The sequence below is a fragment of the Pseudomonas sp. DrBHI1 genome (genome assembly GCF_002205115.1).
Taxonomy (GTDB): Bacteria; Pseudomonadota; Gammaproteobacteria; order Pseudomonadales; family Pseudomonadaceae; genus Aquipseudomonas; species Aquipseudomonas mosselii.
On record NZ_NIBE01000135.1, the window covers coordinates 26,818 to 44,774 of the forward strand.

Consider the following 17,957-nt stretch of genomic DNA (forward strand, 5'->3'; position numbering starts at 1 on the left):
TCGAGGGCGAGGTACGGGAGAAGAAGGGCGGTGAGAACGAGGAGGGCAGGAAGCACTGAGGGGAGCCGAAGCTCCCCTCATAAGCGTTGTTGCCTGCTCTTTTCTTATTATTGGAGACGAGCCTATTGTTGTTTTTGTCGGCGGTTGTCTCTGCATTGCGGGGCCCCCAACCGGGGCCAAGAGCAAACGTATTTTTTTGAGCGCTGACTTGCGTTCATCCAACGTGATCCAACCTTGACTGCCGCTACCTTGGAGGTAGTTTTATTGTTCTGTGTCAGGCTGCGGGGGCGGCCCCCTGGAAAGCACGTCGACTCCAAAAAAATCTGCTTGCTACGCCTCTGCCGTGTTGTTCTTGTTATGTCAGAGCCGTTTACTGTTGTTTTTATTGGGTATCGCGTTTTTTTGTTCTTGTTATGCCAAAAGATATAGCAGATGGCGTGCCAACTTTTAAAAGTCCTTAAAATTCAATGGTTTAATGGATTTCCCTCAAAAGGTGGCACGTGAAATTCTGTCGAATTGTTTCCCTGTTACCCGATTTTTTTCTGGCAAGCGTGTAGGCGGTAACACTCCGCCCACATCTGTGTGACACGCGTATGACTCAGCGCACGCCACGTGCCCGCGCTACCCGCGAACCGGTGGCGCGCCCCAGCACTTCGCTGATGCGCAGGCCGGCGGCGATCAGCTTGTCCAGGTCGATGCCGGTCTCGATGCCCAGCCCCTGTAACAGGTACACCACGTCCTCGCTAGCGACGTTACCGGTGGCACCCTTGGCGTACGGGCAACCGCCCAGCCCGGCCACCGAGCTGTCGAACACGCTGATGCCCTCCAGCAGGCCGGCATAGACGTTGGCCAGGGCTTGGCCATAGGTGTCGTGGAAGTGCCCGGCCAGTTGCTCGCGGGGTACCTGGGCCGCGACCACTTCGAACAGGCGGCGGGTGTCACCGGCGGTGCCGGTGCCGATGGTGTCGCCCAGCGATACCTCGTAGCAGCCCATGTCGTAAAGGGCACGTGCCACCGGCGCGACCTGCTCGGCGCCGATACGCCCCTCGTAGGGGCAGCCGAGCACGCAGGACACATAACCGCGCACCCGCACACCTTGGCTGCGGGCGGCGTCCATGATCGGTTCAAAGCGTTTGAGGCTGTCGCTGATCGAGCAGTTGATGTTGCGCTGCGAGAAGGCTTCCGAGGCCGCCGCGAACACCGCCACTTCCTTCACCCCGGCGGCCAGGGCATCCTCGAAACCGCGCAGGTTGGGTGCCAGGGCCGCATAGGTGACGCCTTCGCGCTGGCGGATACCGGCGAACACCTCGGCGGAACCGGCCATCTGCGGCACCCACTTGGGCGAGACGAAACTGCCCACCTCGATGTAACCGAGACCGGCATCGGTGAGGTCGTCCACCAGTCGCACCTTGTCGGCGACGCTGATGGGCTGGGCTTCGTTCTGCAGGCCGTCGCGCGGGCCGACTTCGACCAGGCGGACATTCTTGGGCAATGACATGGCGGGCTTCCTGTGGCGGATCAACGGTGGGGGTGCGACGGGTTCAGGGTGGCGGCCAGGGCCTGCTCGCAGCGCTCCTGGGCGGTGTCCAGCTCCAGGTGCATCTGCTGGATATCGAGCATCTGCTGTTCGAGCTGGGCGCGGCGTTCGGCGATCTTGGCCAGCATGCTGGTGAGCTGCTTCTGGTTGCCGCTGGTGGGGTCGTAGAGCTCGATCAGTTCCCGGCACTCGGCCAGCGAGAAGCCGATGCGCTTGCCCCGCAGGATCAGCTTGAGGGTGACCTTGTCGCGCGCCGAGTAGATGCGCTCCAGGCCACGGCGCTCGGGGCTGAGCAGGCCCTGTTCCTCGTAGAAGCGGATGGCGCGGGTGGTGATGTCCAGCTCGCGGGACAGGTCGGAGATGCTGTAGGTCTGGCTGCTCATGCTTGGGCTCGGGGGAGGGAATGCAAGTAACCTAATGCCAGGTTGACGTATACGTCAAGCGGACCTCCATGGGAGTTTGGGCCCCTGTGGTAGCGGCCTTGTGTCGCGAAAGGGGCGCGTAGCGGCCCCAAACCATCAGTAGCGCTGCAAAAAGCTGGGGCCGCTTTGCAGCCCTTTCGCGCCGCTCCTACAGGGATCGCGCAAGGCTAGTGGGGCTTGTTTCAGGTATTGACCGACCTGCGGTATTCCTTGGGCGTCCGGCCATCGAGCCGCTTGAAGAACCGCGCAAAGTAGGTCGGATCGCTGAACCCCAGGCTGTCGGACAACTGGCTGATGCTCATGCGGGTATACGCCAGATTACGCCGTGCCTCGAGCAGCAGGCGCTGGTGGATCACCTGCAACGCCGATTGCCCGGCCAGCGCTCGGCACAGCTGGTTCAACTGCAGGCTGGTGATGCCCAGCCGGCTGGCGAAGTCGTCCACGGCAAGGTGCTCGCGGTAATGCGCCTCGACCAGGCGCAGGTAACGCCCCAGCAACTGCTGGTCCCGTTCGTCCTGGTTACGCGCGGGCAAGGCCTGCTGCTGGCGGTGGATCCAGACCATCAGCGCGGTGACCAGCGCCTGCAGCAGGGGGCCTCGTGCCGGCGCGCTGCCTTGATACTCCTGCTGCAGCGTGTCGATCAGCCCGTGCAGGCGCAGACGATCCTGGCCCAGCGGGTAACAGCGGGCAGCGGTCAGTACGCTCAAGGGAGCGCCGAGGCGCTGTTCCAGATCGACCACCAGGGCCGTGCCGAAGGTCAGTACGTGCCCCTGGATATCGGCGCTGAAGCGAAAACCATGCACGGTGAGCGGCGGCACCACCTGGATCGCCGCCTCGCGAATCACCCGGCGCTCGCCCTCGATCTCCACCTGGGCCTCGCCCCGCTGCACATAGAGAAGCTGGAACAGCTCGGCATGCCGATGCGGTTTGATTTCCCAATGGTGCAGGCGGCTGCGCGCCGGGATCGACTCGCAGTGCAGCAGGTCGGTGTCCGGCCAGGCGTGATGTTCGCCGTACAGCTGGAACAGCGGGATGCCGGGGAGCGGGATGTGCATGAAGGATTGTCCGTTAATCGAACGAATTTTTGAAAAGTGCAGTTTTTGACACAGATATCACACGTTTCGCCCAAGGTTCGCCAGTAAAAATACAGGTGCAAACCCTAACAGCAGATGTGCGGCCACTGCCAGTACCGGCCGGCATCGTCATCGCGAGACAACAACAATGAAGACTCAGGTTGCAATCATCGGCGCCGGCCCCTCCGGCCTGCTGCTGGGCCAGCTGCTGCAGCGTGCGGGCATCGACACGCTGATCGTCGAGCGCCAGACCCCCGACTATGTGTTGGGACGCATCCGCGCCGGCGTGCTCGAGCAAGGCACGGTCGACCTGCTGCGCGAGGCCGGGGTGGCCGAGCGCATGGACCGTGAAGGGCTGGTACACGAAGGCGTTGAACTGTTGGTCAATGGCCGTCGCCAGCGCCTCGACCTGAAGGCGCTGACCGGCGGCAAGACGGTGATGGTGTACGGTCAGACCGAGGTCACCCGGGACCTGATGCAGGCACGCCAGGCCAGCGGGGCGCCGATCATCTATTCAGCGGACAATGTCCGCCCCCACGCCATCGACGGCGAGCGGCCCTACCTCACCTTCGACAAGGACGGTTGTCAGCACCGGGTCGATTGCGACTATATCGCCGGCTGCGACGGCTTCCACGGAGTGGCGCGCCAGAGCATTCCGGCCGACGTGCTGAAGATGTACGAGCGGGTCTATCCGTTTGGCTGGCTGGGGTTGCTGGCCGACACCCCACCGGTCAACCACGAGCTGATCTATGCCCACCACGAACGCGGCTTCGTCTTGTGCAGCCAGCGCTCGCAGACCCGCAGCCGCTATTACCTGCAAGTGCCTTTGCAGGAGCGGGTGGAGGACTGGCCAGACGCGCGCTTCTGGGATGAGCTCAAGGCGCGCCTGCCGGCGGAGGTGGCCGCGCAGCTGGTCACGGGGCCGGCGCTGGAGAAGAGCATCGCGCCGCTGCGCAGCCATGTGCTCGAGCCCATGCAGCATGGCCGGTTGTTCCTGGTGGGCGACGCCGCCCATATCGTCCCGCCCACCGGCGCCAAGGGGCTGAACCTGGCGGCGTCGGACGTCAACTACCTGTATCGGATCCTGGTCAAGGTGTACCGCGAGGGCCGCACCGACCTGCTGGCGCAGTACTCGCCGCTGGCCTTGCGGCGGGTGTGGAAGGGCGAGCGTTTCAGCTGGTTCATGACCCGGCTGCTGCATGATTTCGGCGCGCATCAGGACGACTGGGACCGCAAGATGCAGGAGGCCGACCGCGAGTACTACCTTGGTTCGTCGGCCGGCCTTGCCAATATTGCCGAGAACTACGTTGGGCTGCCGTTCGAGGCCGTGGAATAGAACAGCGGGGGACCGCTTTACGGTCCAATCGCCTGCCGCGGCGCCAGGTTCTACTGCTCCAAGAGCGTCACCACCTCCCGGTATCCGCGCTGGCGGGCGTGCTCCAGCGCGGTCACACCCTCCTTGTCGGTGATCCGCGGATCTGCTCCGGCCGCCAGCAGCCGGCGCACGATCTCCACATACCGAGGGCCGCCATCGCCAAGGATCACCGCCTCAAGCAGCGCGGTCCAGTGCAGGCGGTTGAGGTGGTCGACGTCGACGCCGGCCTCGATCAGCAGTTGCACGGTCTCGACGTGACCGCGCTCGGCCGCCGGGATCAGTGCGGTGCCGCCGTAGCGGTTGGTGCTCTTGAGGTCGGCGCCATGGGCCAGGGTCAGGCGCAGGATGTCGTTGAGCCCGCGCGCGCCGGCATACAGGTAGGGGCTGTCGTTGATGTTGTCCTTGGCGTTGACGTCGGCACCGGCCTCGATCAACACCTTGGCCACCTCCACCTGGTTGGCATGGGTGGCCACCAGCAGCGCAGTCTGGCCCTGGTCGTTGCGGGTATCAGGCAGGGCGCCACGGTCGAGCAACTGGCGCACGGCAGGGGCGTCGCCGTGGCGGGCGGCATCGAGCAAGGGGGTATTCATGGCTGAGGTCTCGGCATGGGTGGCAAGGCTCAGGCTCAACAGCAAGGCGGCGAACGGCAGGCGCATGGTCATCGGTATCCTGATGCGACGAAGCTTGAATGTAGGGCCCTTGTGGTTGTAGGAGAAGTGAATTATCCGGATGGGATCCAGTGTATTTGCGCATGTTGCCGGCACTGGGCGCCCATGGTAGAAGTCAGCCTTGTCATTCAGAAGTCGAATACAGAGATGTCTTCCAGCGTAAAACCGAATAGGGCCTTGTTCGACCTCGACCTGCTGCGCGCCATCGTCGTGGTGGCCGATTGCGGCAGTTTCACCACCGCCGCCGCCCGCCTGCATTCCACCCAGTCGACCATCAGCCAGAAGGTCCGCCGCCTGGAGGACATGGTCGGCCATCGCCTGCTGGTGCGTGGCAACCGCGATGTGTTGCCCACCGATGCCGGGCAGACCTTGCTCGGTTACGCCCGGCACATGCTGGCCCTCAATGACCAGATGCTTGAAGCCCTGGCCGGGGCGATGGTCGGGGTCACCGTGCGCCTGGGCGTGCCGGAGGATTTCGTCGGCGGGCGCACCACCAACGCATTGTCCGCGTTCAGCCGACGCCACCCGCAGGTCAAGCTGGAGGTCACCAGCGGCCTGTGCCGCGATCTCAGCCAGGCCTACGACAACGGTGAACTCGACCTGGTGCTGCTCAAGCAGCGGCGCAACAGCCGCGAGGGCGTGGCCTGCTGGCCAGAGCGTTTGCAGTGGATCGACAGCGCGCGCACGCCGTCCTTCGAGCTCGATCCGATTCCGTTGGTGACCTTTCCGCCACGCGGGCTGTACCGCGACGACATGATCAGCGCGATCGAAGGCATGGGCCGGCGCTGGCGCATCAGCTTTACCAGTTCCAGCCTCAGCGGGATCCAGGCGGCGGTGGCCGACGGCATGGGCATCAGCCTGCTGCCCCCGCGGGCGGCGCTCGACGAGCATCGGGTGCTGGGCGCCGGGCAGGGGCTGCCGGAGGTGGACAGCTACGAAATCGTGATCGTGCATCGGCCAACGGCGGACGCGATGGTCAAGGCGCTGGCCGAGGTGCTGACCGAATTGCTGGCGGTGCAGGCGATCTGACACCACCAGCGAAACGATCAGTCCCCGCAGCAGTGTGACTTGCCTTGGGCCCCGTCATAGCGATCATGATGGCGCACCCAATCCATCGTCCCTTCCTCGTTGCGCCCCAGGGGGGCCACGTCGAGGAAGTTGTAGGCATTGACCAGGATGTCCAGCCCTCGGGCATAGGTGGAGTAGGTGTGGTACAGGCTGCCGTCGGCGTCCCGGTAGAACGCGCTCAATCCGGGCAACTCCGCCTCGTCGCCGCTGTAGGGCTCGTAGTTGTACTGGGCGCTGCCATCGGTGGCGACAGTGACCCCGAAGTCCTGGTTGAAGGTGCTGCCGTGCGAGGAATACCACGGGAACTGCCAGCCCATGCGCTGGCGGAACGCCTGGAATTCGCCATAGGGTGCCCGTGACACCGCCACCAGCGACACGTCATGGTGGGCCAGGTGCAGGTTGGCGCCGTCGAAATGATCGGCGAGGAAGGAGCAGCCCGGGCAGCCTTCGCTCCAGCCCCCGGCGAACATGAAGTGATAGACCAGCAGTTGGCTGCGCCCGGCGAACAGCTCGGCCAGACTCAGCTCACCGTGTGGGCCCTGGAAACGATAGTCCTGCTCCACCTGCACCCAGGGCAAGGCGCGGCGGGCAGCGGCAAGTTCATCGCGTTGATGGGTAAAGGCTTTCTCGTGCAACCAGAGTTGCCGGCGGGCGGCGAGCCATTGGCTGCGCGTGACCACGGCATGCTTGGGGGTGGAATGGCTCATGGGCGTGACTCCACGCTGGGGGTTCACCGAGTGGTCGAATGGCAGCGCGGACATTCGACGCTGGATTTTCCGTTGCCGACCAATGGTTGCTCCGCCCCCTCGATGCAGTCTCCCTGATGAACCTTTCATGACAAAACGTCGGTAGCAAAGCGCCACCCCCGTCAAAGCCATGGATACCGGCAAGGCATCTGGCCATCAGGCCGGTCGAGCCTTGGGGAACGGCCTGGGAGCGGGGCGATGGGGACTATGGAACGCTACACGAAAGTGGGAATGCAGGAGCTCGACCAGCGCCTGGCGAAGATCGTCGAGGCGGCGCGCAAGCAGCCGGTCTCGGTCTATCGCTACGGCGCGCCGTGGGTATGGATCGTCTCCCAGGAAGACTGGCAGGGCGCCCTGCGCGAGGTGGCCAGCTGCGTGCCGCCTGGGCATTCGCTGGCGCTGCTCAAGCCGCGTATCGAAGCCTTGCTGGATGAGCACCAGGCTGCGCTGGCGCTGCTGGCCGAGCAGCAGGGCATGATCATCGCCCCGCACACACTGATGCACGTGCTGCTGCTGCAGTTGCTGTATTCGGTGCCCAGCGAGAAGCAGCTCTACGAGCAGCTCAACTACAACCTGCTGTTCCGCTGGTTCGCCGGCCTGGAACTGAAATCGCGGGTGTGGAACTTCAGCCTGTTCAGTCATGACCTCGGCGTGCTGCTGGGCAGCGCCATGGCCGTGTCGCTGCTGCAGCGCATGGTCGACGAGGTGCTCGGCGCGAGCCTGCAGGCCATGCCCGAGTTCAGCCTCAACCTGGCCTTGCTGCACAGCTGGCTGGCACGTCACCAAGGTCAGGCCGCGCCTGACGCAAACCACTAGAAACCCAACGAATTCCTGGCGCTCAAGGGGGCGGTGTGGAGCATTTTTTCTTCAAGCGATGCGCCATGGGCGCAGGGCTGCTGTCGTGCCTGCTGGCGGGCAACGTGTCCGCGGACGAGCCGCAGCGCCGGGTCGAGATCAATGAATACGTGGTGCGCGGCAATACGGTGCTCGACGCCCAGGCCATCGAGGAGGCGGTCTATCCCTACCTCGGGCCGGACAAGTCCCTGGCCGACCTCGAAGGCGCCCGCGAGGCCCTGCAGAAAAGCTACCAGGCCCGTGGCTACCAGTCGGTGTTCGTCGAGCTGCCCGAGCAGAAGGTCGAGGGCGGCGTGGTCTACCTGCAGGTGAGCGAAACCAAGGTCGGGCGGGTGCGGGTGGTGGGCGCCAAGCATTACTCGCCGCTGGAGATTCGTGAACAGGTTCCGGCGCTGGAGGAGGGCAAGGTGCCCGACTTCGCCCAGGTGCAGGACGAACTGGCCACGCTCAACCGCACCCCGGGCCGGCAGGTCATGCCGTTGGTGCGCGAAGGCCAGCGGCCGGGCACCATGGATGTCGACCTGCAGGTCGAGGACAAGCAGCCCTGGCACCTGAGCCTGGGCCTGAACAACGATCACAGCGCCGACACCGAGAAGCTGCGCAGCGTCATCAGCCTGGGCTACAACAACCTCTGGCAGGCCGGCCACAGCGTCTCGCTGACCTGGTTCACCGCGCCCCAGGACCGTGACAATGCCGAAGTCTGGTCCGGCTCCTACGCCGCACCCCTGAACGAGCGCTGGACCGTGCAGTTCTCCGGCTACCACTCCGACAGCAACGTCGCCACGGTGGGCGGCACCAACGTCCTGGGCAAGGGCCATTCCTATGGTGTTTCGGCAATCTACAACCTGCCGGGCGTCGGCGCCTGGGCCAACGCCCTGTCGATCGGCGTGGACTTCAAGGACTTCGACGAGCAGGTCGGCCTGGGCGCCAGCAGCGACAAGGTACCACTCAAGTACGCCCCCATCACCCTGGGCTACACCGGCTACCGCTTCACCGAGCAGGACCAGCTGAGCCTGGGCCTGAGCCTGGTGGCCGGCACCCGCAGCCTGCTGGGCTACGGCAGCGACGACGCCGAGTTCGACTACAAGCGCTACCGCGCCGATTCCAGCTTCGCCGCGCTCAAGGGCGACGGCAGCTACACCTTCGACTTCGCAGGCTCCTGGCAGAGCGCCTCGAAGCTGGCCTTCCAGCTGGCCTCGGGGCCGCTGGTGTCCAACGAGCAGTTCGCCGCCGGCGGTGCCACTTCGGTGCGCGGTTACCTGGCCGCCGAGCGTACCGGGGACGACGGCCTGCTGTTCTCCCAGGAGCTGCGCACCCCATCCATCGGCCGCTATGTCGGCAGCTACATCAGCGATTGGCGCTTCTATCTGTTCGCCGAAGGCGCCCAGCTGCGCCTGCAGGACGCGCTGCCCGAGCAGGACGACCGCTACAGCCTGGCCAGTGCCGGCATCGGCACCCGCGCCACGCTCAACGACTGGCTGTCCGGCAGCGTCGACTGGGCCGTGCCGCTCAAGGACGGCCCCAACACCGACAAGAACGCTTCCCGTGTGCACTTCAGTGTGCAGGCGACCTTCTGACTCATTGACCGGCATCGACCTGGAGACCTCTCATGCAACGCCTGATATTGACCTTGCTGCTGTGCCTGGGCTTCGCCCTGCCGGGCAGCGCCAGCGCCTGGTGGCAGGACGACTGGATGTACCGCAAGCAGATCGCCGTGGACACCACGCCCCAGGGCGCCGGACTGACCCAGGCGCTGGGCCGCACCGCGCTGCTGGTGCGCCTGCACACCGGCAACTTCAGCTTCGACGGCGTCAGCGAGACCGGCGCCGACATCCGCTTCGTCAGCGCCGATGACAAGACCGTGCTCAACCACCATGTCGAGCAGTTCGATCCGCTGATGGGCATGGCGCTGATCTGGGTGGATGTGCCACGCATAGAAGCGGGCCAGCGCCAGGAGCTGTGGATGTACTACGGCAACCCGAAAGCCCAGGCGCCTGCTGGCCAGCCCAGCTTCGACGCCGACTACACCGCGCTCTACCACTTCGACGGTGCCACCGCCCGCGACGCCAGCCCCTATGGCAATCAGCTGCAAGGGCCGACGGTGAGCGTCGACGGCGTGATCGGCCGGGCCATTCAGCTCGGTGGCCAGGGCCTGCAACTGCCGGCCAGCGCCTCGCTGCAACTGCCGGCGGGCGCGGCGTTCACTTTCAGCACCTGGCTGCGCCAGGATCAGGCGGTGGGCGAGCAACTGCTGCTGGCCCGTCGCGAGGCCGGCCACAGCCTGTTGCTGGGCCTGGCCCAGGGCGTGCCTTTCGTCGAGGTTGACGGCCAGCGCGCCAGCGCCAGCCAGGCCGTGAGCGCCGGTCAGTGGCAAAACCTGGCATTGGTGGGCGAGGGCGGCAACCTGAGCCTGTTGCTCGAAGGCCAGCCGGTGGCCCGCCTGGCCGCCAGTCTGGCGGCCTTCAACGGTGCCGTCGGCATTGGTGGTGACCTGCCGCCGCCCGAAGGCGAGGTGACCAGCCAGTTCGCGCCTTTTGTCGGCGCCCTGGACGAACTGCGCCTGTCGCGCGTGGCCCGCAGCCAGGCAGGCCTGCAGGCCGACGTGCTGGCCCAGGGCGCCGAGTCGCGCCTGGTGGTGTACGGCGTCGACGAGGAACAGTCGGGCTTCGGCTTCGGCGGCCTGGGCTTCCTGCTCAAGGCGGTGCCGGTGGACGCCTGGGTGATCATCGCCATCCTAGTGCTGATGATGGTGCAGTCGTGGGTGATCATGCTGCGCAAGCAGCGCACCCTCAGTCGCGTCACCGCCGCCAACACCCGCTTTCGCGAGCGGTTCGCCACGGTCGGCACGCGCCTGGAGCAGTTCGCCGACGATCAGGACCTGCATGGGCGGCTCACCGACTCCTCGCTGTGGCGCCTGTACCTGGTGGCCGTGCAGGAACTGCGCACCCGCCGCGCCCAGGGCGCCGACACCCGCGAAGTGTCCGCGGCCACCATCGAGGCCATCCGCTGCTCCATGGACGGCGTGCGCACCCGCGAGAACCAGGCGTTGTCATCGAAGCTGTCGACCCTGTCCAACGCCATTGCCGGCGGCCCCTACATCGGCCTGCTGGGCACGGTGCTGGGGATCATGGTGGTGTTCCTCGGCACCGCCATGGCCGGCGACGTCAACATCAATGCCATCGCCCCGGGCATGGCCGCGGCGCTGCTGGCCACCGCCATGGGCTTGTTCGTCGCCATCCCCGCGCTGTTCGGCTACAACCGCCTGACCACGCGCAACCGCGAGGTCAGCGCCGACATGCGGGTATTCGTCGACGAGTTCATCACCCGCCTGGCCGAGCTGCACGGCGAGGGCCAGGCCGGTGAAGCGGCGCAGCGCCCGACCGGGCGCAGCGTCAACCCGTCGGTTCCGGCGTGAGGGCACAGCCATGGCATCCGTGAACAACGCCCATGACGACGACACCGACGCCGCGGTCGACAGCATCAACATCACCCCGCTGGTGGACGTGCTGATGGTGGTACTGGTGATGTTCATCCTCACCGCCACTGCGCAGGTTTCCGGGATCCAGGTGCAGCTGCCCAAGGCCAGCGCCACGGTGTCGCTGGCCCAGCCCAAGACCAAGGCGATCTCGATCAACGACGCCGGCCAGGTGTTTCTCGACGCCTATCCGGTGACGCTGCAGGAGCTGGAGGACCGCCTGCGCAGCGAGAAGGCGCGCAACCCCGACTTCCCGCTGATCGTGCGCGGCGACGCGGGCGTGCAGTACCAGAAGGTGGTCGAGGTGCTCGACCTGCTGCGCCGTCTCGAACTGGCCCAGGTCGGGCTGGTTACCGGCAAGCCGAACCAGGGGTGAGGGCAGCCATGGAACGTACAGTCAACCCCCGCCGCCTGCTGACCTGGGCCGTGCTCGCCGTTGCTGGCGCTGGCCTGGCCTGGCTGCTGTGGCAGTGGGCCAACGACATGGCCGGGGTGCGCCGCGAAGCGCCCAAGGTGCCGGCGATCATCCCGCTGCCGCCACCGCCGCCGCCACCACCGCCCGAGCCGCCCAAGGAGCCCGAGCCGCCGGTCGAGGAGAAGATCGTCGAGCCGCAGCCGGTGCCCGAGGCCGAAGAGGTCAAGCCCGCCGAGGAGGCGCCCGATCCGGCCCAGGACCTGGCCGAGCCGATGCAGATGGACGGCGACGCGCAAGCGGGCGGCGACAGCTTCAACGTCGGCGCCGGCAAGGGCGGCGGCATGGCCGGTGGCGGCGGAGGGGGGCTGGGCAGCGGCACCTACAGCCAGTACCTGGCCTACGCCTTCCAGCGCCTGCTGCGCGACAACCCCGAGCTGCGCAACCTGGTGTTCAACCTGCAGGCCGAGATCTGGCTCAGCGCCGCGGGCGAGATCACCCGTGTCGAGCTGCTGCGCGGCAGCGGCGAGCCGGAGGTGGACGCCCAGGTGCTCGCCGCCCTGCGCGGCGCCCGCGCCCTCGACCAGCGCCCGCCCGCCAACCTGACCTTGCCGGTGAAGATCGCCCTGCAGGGGCGCCGGCCATGAACAACGAAGCACGACTGACCCACAGGAGCTGCAAACCCATGAAGTGCCCAGTCAACCGATTGACCCTGGCGCTCGGCCTGCTGGCCGCCGCCACCGCGGTCGGTCCGACCGTCGCCCACGCCGCGCCGTCGGAGAACGCGACCGTCAACCTGATCCGCCTGCTGGTGGAGCAGGGCGTGCTCAAGCAGGACAAGGCCGACGCGCTGATCGCCCAGGCCGAACGCGAAGCTCAGCAGGCGCGGGTCGCCGCCAGCGGCGCGCCGATTGTCGCCCAGGCCCCGGCCGCCAACGGTGAGGTGCGCGTGCAATACGTGCCGGCCATCGTCCGCCAGCAGATCCGCGACGAGATCAAGGCGGAGGTGATGAGCACCGCCAAGCAGGAAAACTGGGCCGCGCCCAACACCTTCCCTGACTGGGCCTCACGCATCAGCTTCGACGGCGATCTGCGTTTGCGCTACGAGTCGCGTTCCTATGCCGATGGCAACAGCAACGAGATCGTCGATTTCGCCAAGCTCAATGAAAAGGGCCCCTACGACGTCAACCCCAACAGCAGCTCAAGCCTGCCTCCGTTGCTCAACACCCGCGAGGATCGCGACAGCCTCCTGCGCCTGCGGGCGCGCTTCGGCCTCAAGGCGCAGCTGGCGGAGAACTGGGTGGCTGGCATCCGCGTCGCCACCGGCTCCAACAACAACCCGGTCTCGACCACCCAGAACCTTGGTGGCGGCTTCGGCAAGAAGGATATCTGGCTCGACCAGGGCTACGTCACCTGGACGCCGAGCGAGCGCCTGACGCTGACCGGCGGGCGGATCGCCAACCCGTTCATGTCCACCGACATCCTGTATTCCCACGACCTCAACTTCGATGGCGTGGCGGCGCTGTTCGACCAGTCGCTGGGCCGCGACCTCAGCCTGTTCGGCACCGTCGGCGCATTCCCTGTGCAATACAGCGACGACAACGCCACCAGCAACGGCCTGGATAAGGAAGACAGCGACAACAAGTGGCTGTACGGCGCGCAGTTGGGCGCGAAATGGGCGCTCAACGACAGCAATCGACTCAAGGGCGCGATGGCCTATTACCGCTTCGACGATATCGCCGGCGAGCGCTCCACCCCTTGCGCCCCGTGGGATGGCCAGCCGGGCTGCGACAGCGACGAATCCCGGCCGACCTTCATGCAGAAGGGCAACACCGTGTTCCTGCTCCGCGACATCACGCCGAATCCGGCCAACCCGGCGGCCACGCCGCAGCCGCAATTCGTCGGCATTGCCTCGGAGTTCGAGCTGCTCGATTTGAACCTGGTGTGGGACGCCGACCTGCCCCATGACTTCAAGCTGCGCAGCCAGGCCAACTACGTCCACAACCTGGCCTACGACGAGGGCGACATGCGCAAGCGTTCGGCGGGACAACTGGCCAACAACGTCGACGAGAACGGCAACCTCAAGAGCGGCGGCGATGCCTGGATGCTCCAGTTCACCCTGGGCAACGCCCTGGACATGCGCAAGGCCGGCGACTGGAACCTGTTCGCCGGCTACAAGCGCATCGAGCCCGACGCGCTGCCGGACGGCTTCAACGACTCGAGCTTCCACCTCGGCGGCACCAACGCCAAGGGTTATTTCCTCGGTGGCAACTACGGCCTGGCCGACAACGTCTACGCTACAGCCCGTTGGTTGAGCAGCGAGGCAGTCTACGGCGCGCCGTTTGACATCGATGTGCTACAACTTGAAGTCAACACTCGGTTCTAGGGAAGGAGCACGGGCATGAACAAGGGAGCTTATCGCCACCGCTGCGCCTGGTTGATGCTGGCCCTGGGCGCAAGCCTGGCGGCCTCGGCGTCGGCCGAAACCCTCGAGGAACGTCTGCGCACCCAACTGCGCAGCACCACGCAACAGCTGCAGGCCCTGCAGAGCGAGCAAGCCCAGGCCAGCGCCGCCCGCCAGGCGGCCGAGCAGCAGCGCGACGCGGCTCAAGGCCAGGTACGCGAACTGACCGCGCAACTGGCCAAGGCTCGCGGCCAGAGCGAGCAACTGGCTGGCCAGCAACAGGCCGTGCACAGCCAGGCCCAGGCGCTGGTGGCCAGCAGCAACGAACAACTGCACAAGTACAAGCAGGCCTATGACGAGCTGCTGGCGATGGCGCGCGCCAAGGAAAGCGAGCGCGCCACCCTGCAGGCGCAACTGGGCGAGCGTGACAGCCAGGTGCAGCAATGCCAGGCCCGCAACCAGCAGATGTACGGGGTGGCCAAGGAGATGCTGGCCGCCTACGAGAAGGTCGATATCGCCGATGTCATGAAGATGCGCCAGCCCTTCGCCGGTGGTGCCCGGGTCAAGTTCGAGGAGCTGGCCCAGGCCTATGGCGACAAGCTTTACGAAAGCCAGTTCGACGCCCCCAAGGGCGTGCCCCATTGACGTTTTCTCAACGCAAGGAAGTAAGCACATGACCGAAGTGACCCTGATCGAAACCGTTAGCGCCGACTCCCTGACCCAGTTGCTGCAGGATGCCGGCTGCCGGGTCAACCGCACCGAGCAGAACGCCGTGGTGCAGTTGCTCAGCGCCAGCCAGGGCGTGGGTTATGCCGTACGTTTCGGCAACCGGGCCGCGGGCAAGGAAGGCGAGTTCCTCGACTTCACCTTCAGCTGCGCCCTGCGTATCCAGGGCGAGCTGCCGGCGGGCCTGGCCGAGCACTGGAACGCCAGCCGCCGCTTCGCCCGGCTGTCGGTGCAGGGCGAGTTCCTGGTGATGGAGCAGGATGTGGTGGTCGCCGATGGCGTCAGTCAGCAGCATTTGCTGGGCAGCCTGGTGCTGTGGGATCGATTGCTGCAGGAACTGATCGTCTACCTGCGCGACTACAGCCGTAACGTGGCCGGCCAGCAACAAACCCAGGTCGCCCATGACGAAGAGCGCGCCTCGTGACGGCGCGCACTTTCTGGGCCGGCGCCGGCGCGCTGGCCATTGTCGCGGTGGCGGTTGCCCTGGCCTTGCGCCCGGGCGACGAGCCGGTGGCGGCGGCGCGTCCAGCGTCGCCAGCCGCCCTGGTGGCGGCCGACAAGGGCCCGGTATTGGCGCGCCTGGGCGAGCAGCAGGTTGGCAGTGGCGAACTCAAGGCGCTGTTCGCCCAGTTGCCCGAGGAAGCCCGGGCCAGCCTGCGCGGCGACCGACCGGCATTGGAGGCCTGGATCCGCGCCCGCCTGGCGGAAAAGGCTCTCTACCAGCAGGCCGAGGCCCAGGGCTGGTTGCAGCGCCCGGAAATCCAGGTGCAGACCCGCGCGGCCACCGAGCAGATCGTCCTGCGCGACTACCTGAACTCGGTGAGCAAGGTGCCTGACGATTACCCCAGCGAGGCTGAGCTCAAGCAGGCCTATGAGGCGGGCAAGGCCGGGTTGCAACTGCCGGTGCGCTACCGCCTGAGCCAGATCTTCCTGCGGGTGGAAAATCCCAGGGACGACGAGGCCGTGCGCAAACAGGCCCAGACGCTGGCCAAACAGGCCCAGGCTGCGGATGCGGACTTTGCCGCGCTCGCCCGTGAACACTCCCAGGATGCCGGCACGGCCTCCGCCGGCGGCGACACCGGACTGCAGGCCCTGGCGCAATTGCTGCCCGAGGTTCGCGGGGTGGTGCCCAAGCTGAAGGTGGGCACGGTCAGCGACCCGGTGCAGAGTGTAGCGGGCTACCACATCATCAAGCTGGTCGAGCAGCAGCCCGCCAGGGCAGCGACCTTCGAGGAGGTGGCGCCACGTTTGCGCGAATTGCTGCGCGCCCAGCGCCAGGAGCAGGTGGCCAAGGCCTATGTCGAGGGGATGTTCGACACGGCCACCCTGAGCATCGATGGCGCGGCGCTGAACCAGGTCCTGGAAAGCAGCCGCTAGTCGCCAACAACCATGGAAGAGCCGGGCCTGCCCAGGCGGGCCCGTGGGAGGCGAGGGATGCCGATCGATCTGTCCCCGGGGCGAGCCCCGGATACCGCCATGCCTGTCGTTCGTCCCCAGGTGCCGTTGGCCCTGGACGAACAGACCCTGAACTGTTTCCTGGTCACCGCGCGCTGCGGCTGTTTCATGCAGGCGGCGCGGCGGCTTAATCTCAAACCGGTGGCCCTGCGCAAACGCCTGGCGGCGCTGGAGGCGCGCCTGGGCTACAGCCTGTTCGTCAACCGCAACAATAACCCGGTGCTCAGCCAGCAGGGTGAACGCCTGCTGCTGATACTCCAGGCGCGCGAGCCGGTCGTGCCGCTGCCGCGAGAGCAAAGCGCGAGCGTGCGCTTGGCCGTGGCCGAGCCGCTGCTGCAGGACCTGCTGGGTCGCAACCTGATCAACTTCGTGCGCCAGCATGCCGGCATGCGTCTGGAGGTGGCCACCCTTGACGGTCGCCAGGCGCCCGAGCAGGTTGCCGATGTCGCCCTGTGGCTGGGTGATGCCAGCCACGGCGCCCATGCTGGCAGTTTTGCCGGTGCGGCCCCCGAGGCTCTGGCCACCCTCGAGTACCTGCCGCATATCGCCAAGCGCTATGCCCGTGAGGCCAACCGGCCGACCAGCCTGGCGGACCTGCAGGACTACATGCTGGTGCAATGGCAGGGCGAAGCTGGCGTGCAGGCGCTGATGCCCTGGCAGGCGCTGCTGCGCACCCGTACGGCCGGGGTGACGCAGATCCAGGACTACGAGATGTACTGCCAGCTGATCAAATGCAGCGCCAGCGTCGGCTTGTTGCCGCACTATGCGACGCACCTGGACCGTGGATTGCTGGCCTTGCCGGGCCTGTTCCGCGAACCGATGCGGCGGCGGGTGTGGCTGGCGGTCAACGGCCAGACCGAGGCCGACCCGCTGGTGCAGGTGATGGTGGGGGCGATCCGGGCTGCTTTCGACGAACGGCGCGAGTGGTTCTGTAGTCCGTAGCTGCCGAACTCATCCTGCCTTGCGCAGGGTGAGGTTGATTCGTCGCTCGCCCATGCGTGGGTGAACGCCAGGTTTGATCGGCATCACGCCATGAAAGCGCAGACGGTCTTTGCCGCCCCACACCAGCACGTCACCGTGATTCAGCGGGATGCGCTGGGGACGGTCCGAGCGCTGCAGGCCGCCGAACAGGAATACCGCTGGCAGACCCAGTGAGATCGAGACGATCGGTTGTCCGTAGTCTTGTTCGTCGCGGTCCTGGTGCAGGCTCAGACGGGTGCCGGGCAGGTAATGGTTGACCAGGCAGGCGTCCGGTATGAAGCCTTCGAAGCCTGCCAGTGCGGCGGCTCGGGTGGCCAGGTCGATGAGTACCTGGGGCAGGGCGGGCCAGGGTTTTGCGCTGACAGGGTCAATGGGGGTATAGCGGTAGCCGTTTTCGTCGCTGATCCAGCCCAGTGAGCCGCAGTTGGTCAGGGCCACGGCCATGCGCAGGCCGCCGGGGGTTTGCATATGGCGAAATGGTGCTGCGCGGAGCACGGGGCGCAGGGCGTCCAGCAGGGGTTCGAGGTCGGGCAGGGCGAAGCCGGGCAGCAGCGTTGTCTGGAGGGCCAGGCGCTGGGGGTGGGGGGCGAAGAGGTCGAGGTTGGACTGGATCATGGTTGGCTTGGGGGAGGCCTGGGGAGGGGGTATTGTAGCTCGCGCTGGCGGGTGTGGGGATCTCGTATGGTTTTGAGTGTTTTAACTCTGGTGGCGTATTGTGTTTAAAGGTTTGTGGGTTGTTGTTGTTGTTGTTGTTGTTGTT

General features: G+C 66.2%; 18 protein-coding genes. 12 read left to right on the forward strand and 6 right to left on the reverse strand.

The genetic code is table 11. The features are described from left to right. Positions 1-598: 598 nt before the first annotated feature. From CC207_RS24940 to CC207_RS24950, 3 genes are all read right to left on the reverse strand, one after another. Positions 599-1,498 carry a hydroxymethylglutaryl-CoA lyase gene (locus CC207_RS24940; RefSeq protein ID WP_088852932.1) on the reverse strand — a complete coding sequence of 300 codons (900 nt, stop codon included), beginning with the start codon at positions 1,496-1,498 and terminating at the stop codon, positions 599-601. A gap of 20 nt (positions 1,499-1,518) precedes the next feature. Next, a complete protein-coding gene (locus CC207_RS24945) occupies positions 1,519-1,920 on the reverse strand; it encodes a MerR family DNA-binding transcriptional regulator (RefSeq protein WP_028692177.1) in 402 nt (133 codons plus the stop codon). 221 nt (positions 1,921-2,141) lie between these two features. Continuing rightward, positions 2,142-3,014 (reverse strand): helix-turn-helix domain-containing protein, encoded by an 873-nt coding sequence (locus CC207_RS24950; RefSeq protein ID WP_028692176.1) that lies wholly within the window; start codon positions 3,012-3,014, stop codon positions 2,142-2,144. A gap of 166 nt (positions 3,015-3,180) precedes the next feature. Here CC207_RS24950 and pobA point away from each other — a divergent pair, with 166 nt between their 5' ends. Next, the gene (pobA, locus tag CC207_RS24955) at positions 3,181-4,368 is read left to right on the forward strand and encodes a 4-hydroxybenzoate 3-monooxygenase (RefSeq protein WP_088852933.1); all 1,188 of its coding nucleotides are present in this window, start codon (positions 3,181-3,183) and stop codon (positions 4,366-4,368) included. A 50-nt stretch (positions 4,369-4,418) separates the two neighbouring features. Here pobA and CC207_RS24960 read toward each other — a convergent pair whose 3' ends face one another. Continuing rightward, positions 4,419-5,063, reverse strand: coding sequence for an ankyrin repeat domain-containing protein (locus CC207_RS24960; protein ID WP_088852941.1), 645 nt, complete (start codon positions 5,061-5,063; stop codon positions 4,419-4,421). A gap of 159 nt (positions 5,064-5,222) precedes the next feature. Between CC207_RS24960 and CC207_RS24965 the strand changes: the two genes are divergently transcribed. Continuing rightward, positions 5,223-6,104, forward strand: coding sequence for a LysR substrate-binding domain-containing protein (locus tag CC207_RS24965; RefSeq protein WP_028692173.1), 882 nt, complete (start codon positions 5,223-5,225; stop codon positions 6,102-6,104). 17 nt (positions 6,105-6,121) lie between these two features. On the opposite strand, the gene CC207_RS24970 is transcribed toward CC207_RS24965, so the two are convergent. After that, the gene (locus CC207_RS24970) at positions 6,122-6,850 is read right to left on the reverse strand and encodes a thioredoxin family protein (RefSeq protein ID WP_028692172.1); all 729 of its coding nucleotides are present in this window, start codon (positions 6,848-6,850) and stop codon (positions 6,122-6,124) included. 246 nt (positions 6,851-7,096) lie between these two features. Here CC207_RS24970 and CC207_RS24975 point away from each other — a divergent pair, with 246 nt between their 5' ends. The 10 genes from CC207_RS24975 (at position 7,097) to CC207_RS25020 (ending at position 17,158) form a co-directional block, all read left to right on the forward strand. Then, the gene (locus CC207_RS24975) at positions 7,097-7,705 is read left to right on the forward strand and encodes a transposase (RefSeq protein ID WP_028692171.1); all 609 of its coding nucleotides are present in this window, start codon (positions 7,097-7,099) and stop codon (positions 7,703-7,705) included. A 65-nt stretch (positions 7,706-7,770) separates the two neighbouring features. Beyond that, positions 7,771-9,321 (forward strand): ShlB/FhaC/HecB family hemolysin secretion/activation protein, encoded by a 1,551-nt coding sequence (locus CC207_RS24980; protein ID WP_232108915.1) that lies wholly within the window; start codon positions 7,771-7,773, stop codon positions 9,319-9,321. 32 nt (positions 9,322-9,353) lie between these two features. Next, complete coding sequence (locus CC207_RS24985; protein ID WP_088852936.1) at positions 9,354-11,159, forward strand: DUF2341 domain-containing protein; 1,806 nt, start codon at positions 9,354-9,356, stop codon at positions 11,157-11,159. A gap of 10 nt (positions 11,160-11,169) precedes the next feature. Further along, positions 11,170-11,595 (forward strand): biopolymer transporter ExbD, encoded by a 426-nt coding sequence (locus tag CC207_RS24990; RefSeq protein WP_028692168.1) that lies wholly within the window; start codon positions 11,170-11,172, stop codon positions 11,593-11,595. An 8-nt stretch (positions 11,596-11,603) separates the two neighbouring features. Continuing rightward, on the forward strand, positions 11,604-12,278 hold the full coding sequence (locus CC207_RS24995; RefSeq protein ID WP_178080994.1) for an energy transducer TonB: 675 nt from the start codon (positions 11,604-11,606) through the stop codon (positions 12,276-12,278). Between the two features lie 38 nt (positions 12,279-12,316). Continuing rightward, positions 12,317-14,017 carry a putative porin gene (locus CC207_RS25000; RefSeq protein WP_088852937.1) on the forward strand — a complete coding sequence of 567 codons (1,701 nt, stop codon included), beginning with the start codon at positions 12,317-12,319 and terminating at the stop codon, positions 14,015-14,017. Between the two features lie 15 nt (positions 14,018-14,032). Beyond that, positions 14,033-14,680 (forward strand): hypothetical protein, encoded by a 648-nt coding sequence (locus CC207_RS25005; protein ID WP_028692165.1) that lies wholly within the window; start codon positions 14,033-14,035, stop codon positions 14,678-14,680. 28 nt (positions 14,681-14,708) lie between these two features. Continuing rightward, the gene (locus tag CC207_RS25010; protein ID WP_062361204.1) at positions 14,709-15,185 is read left to right on the forward strand and encodes a YbjN domain-containing protein; all 477 of its coding nucleotides are present in this window, start codon (positions 14,709-14,711) and stop codon (positions 15,183-15,185) included. Continuing rightward, a complete protein-coding gene (locus CC207_RS25015) occupies positions 15,182-16,138 on the forward strand; it encodes a peptidylprolyl isomerase (RefSeq protein WP_062361202.1) in 957 nt (318 codons plus the stop codon). The genes CC207_RS25010 and CC207_RS25015 overlap by 4 nt, the downstream gene beginning before the upstream one ends. A 99-nt stretch (positions 16,139-16,237) precedes the next feature. Beyond that, positions 16,238-17,158 (forward strand): LysR family transcriptional regulator, encoded by a 921-nt coding sequence (locus CC207_RS25020; protein ID WP_051555736.1) that lies wholly within the window; start codon positions 16,238-16,240, stop codon positions 17,156-17,158. A gap of 9 nt (positions 17,159-17,167) precedes the next feature. On the opposite strand, the gene alkB is transcribed toward CC207_RS25020, so the two are convergent. After that, a complete protein-coding gene (gene alkB / locus CC207_RS25025; protein ID WP_088852938.1) occupies positions 17,168-17,812 on the reverse strand; it encodes a DNA oxidative demethylase AlkB in 645 nt (214 codons plus the stop codon). Positions 17,813-17,957: the final 145 nt, after the last annotated feature.

Bases quoted from the DNA above. Each gene is read 5' to 3' on its own strand.
- CC207_RS24940 (WP_088852932.1), bottom strand. From the start codon at position 1,498: ATGTCATTGCCCAAGAATGTCCGCCTGGTCGAAGTCGGCCCGCGCGAC.
- CC207_RS24945 (WP_028692177.1), bottom strand. From the start codon at position 1,920: ATGAGCAGCCAGACCTACAGCATCTCCGACCTGTCCCGCGAGCTGGAC.
- CC207_RS24950 (WP_028692176.1), bottom strand. From the start codon at position 3,014: ATGCACATCCCGCTCCCCGGCATCCCGCTGTTCCAGCTGTACGGCGAA.
- pobA (WP_088852933.1), top strand. From the start codon at position 3,181: ATGAAGACTCAGGTTGCAATCATCGGCGCCGGCCCCTCCGGCCTGCTG.
- CC207_RS24960 (WP_088852941.1), bottom strand. From the start codon at position 5,063: ATGCGCCTGCCGTTCGCCGCCTTGCTGTTGAGCCTGAGCCTTGCCACC.
- CC207_RS24965 (WP_028692173.1), top strand. From the start codon at position 5,223: ATGTCTTCCAGCGTAAAACCGAATAGGGCCTTGTTCGACCTCGACCTG.
- CC207_RS24970 (WP_028692172.1), bottom strand. From the start codon at position 6,850: ATGAGCCATTCCACCCCCAAGCATGCCGTGGTCACGCGCAGCCAATGG.
- CC207_RS24975 (WP_028692171.1), top strand. From the start codon at position 7,097: ATGGAACGCTACACGAAAGTGGGAATGCAGGAGCTCGACCAGCGCCTG.
- CC207_RS24980 (WP_232108915.1), top strand. From the start codon at position 7,771: ATGGGCGCAGGGCTGCTGTCGTGCCTGCTGGCGGGCAACGTGTCCGCG.
- CC207_RS24985 (WP_088852936.1), top strand. From the start codon at position 9,354: ATGCAACGCCTGATATTGACCTTGCTGCTGTGCCTGGGCTTCGCCCTG.
- CC207_RS24990 (WP_028692168.1), top strand. From the start codon at position 11,170: ATGGCATCCGTGAACAACGCCCATGACGACGACACCGACGCCGCGGTC.
- CC207_RS24995 (WP_178080994.1), top strand. From the start codon at position 11,604: ATGGAACGTACAGTCAACCCCCGCCGCCTGCTGACCTGGGCCGTGCTC.
- CC207_RS25000 (WP_088852937.1), top strand. From the start codon at position 12,317: ATGAAGTGCCCAGTCAACCGATTGACCCTGGCGCTCGGCCTGCTGGCC.
- CC207_RS25005 (WP_028692165.1), top strand. From the start codon at position 14,033: ATGAACAAGGGAGCTTATCGCCACCGCTGCGCCTGGTTGATGCTGGCC.
- CC207_RS25010 (WP_062361204.1), top strand. From the start codon at position 14,709: ATGACCGAAGTGACCCTGATCGAAACCGTTAGCGCCGACTCCCTGACC.
- CC207_RS25020 (WP_051555736.1), top strand. From the start codon at position 16,238: ATGCCTGTCGTTCGTCCCCAGGTGCCGTTGGCCCTGGACGAACAGACC.
- alkB (WP_088852938.1), bottom strand. From the start codon at position 17,812: ATGATCCAGTCCAACCTCGACCTCTTCGCCCCCCACCCCCAGCGCCTG.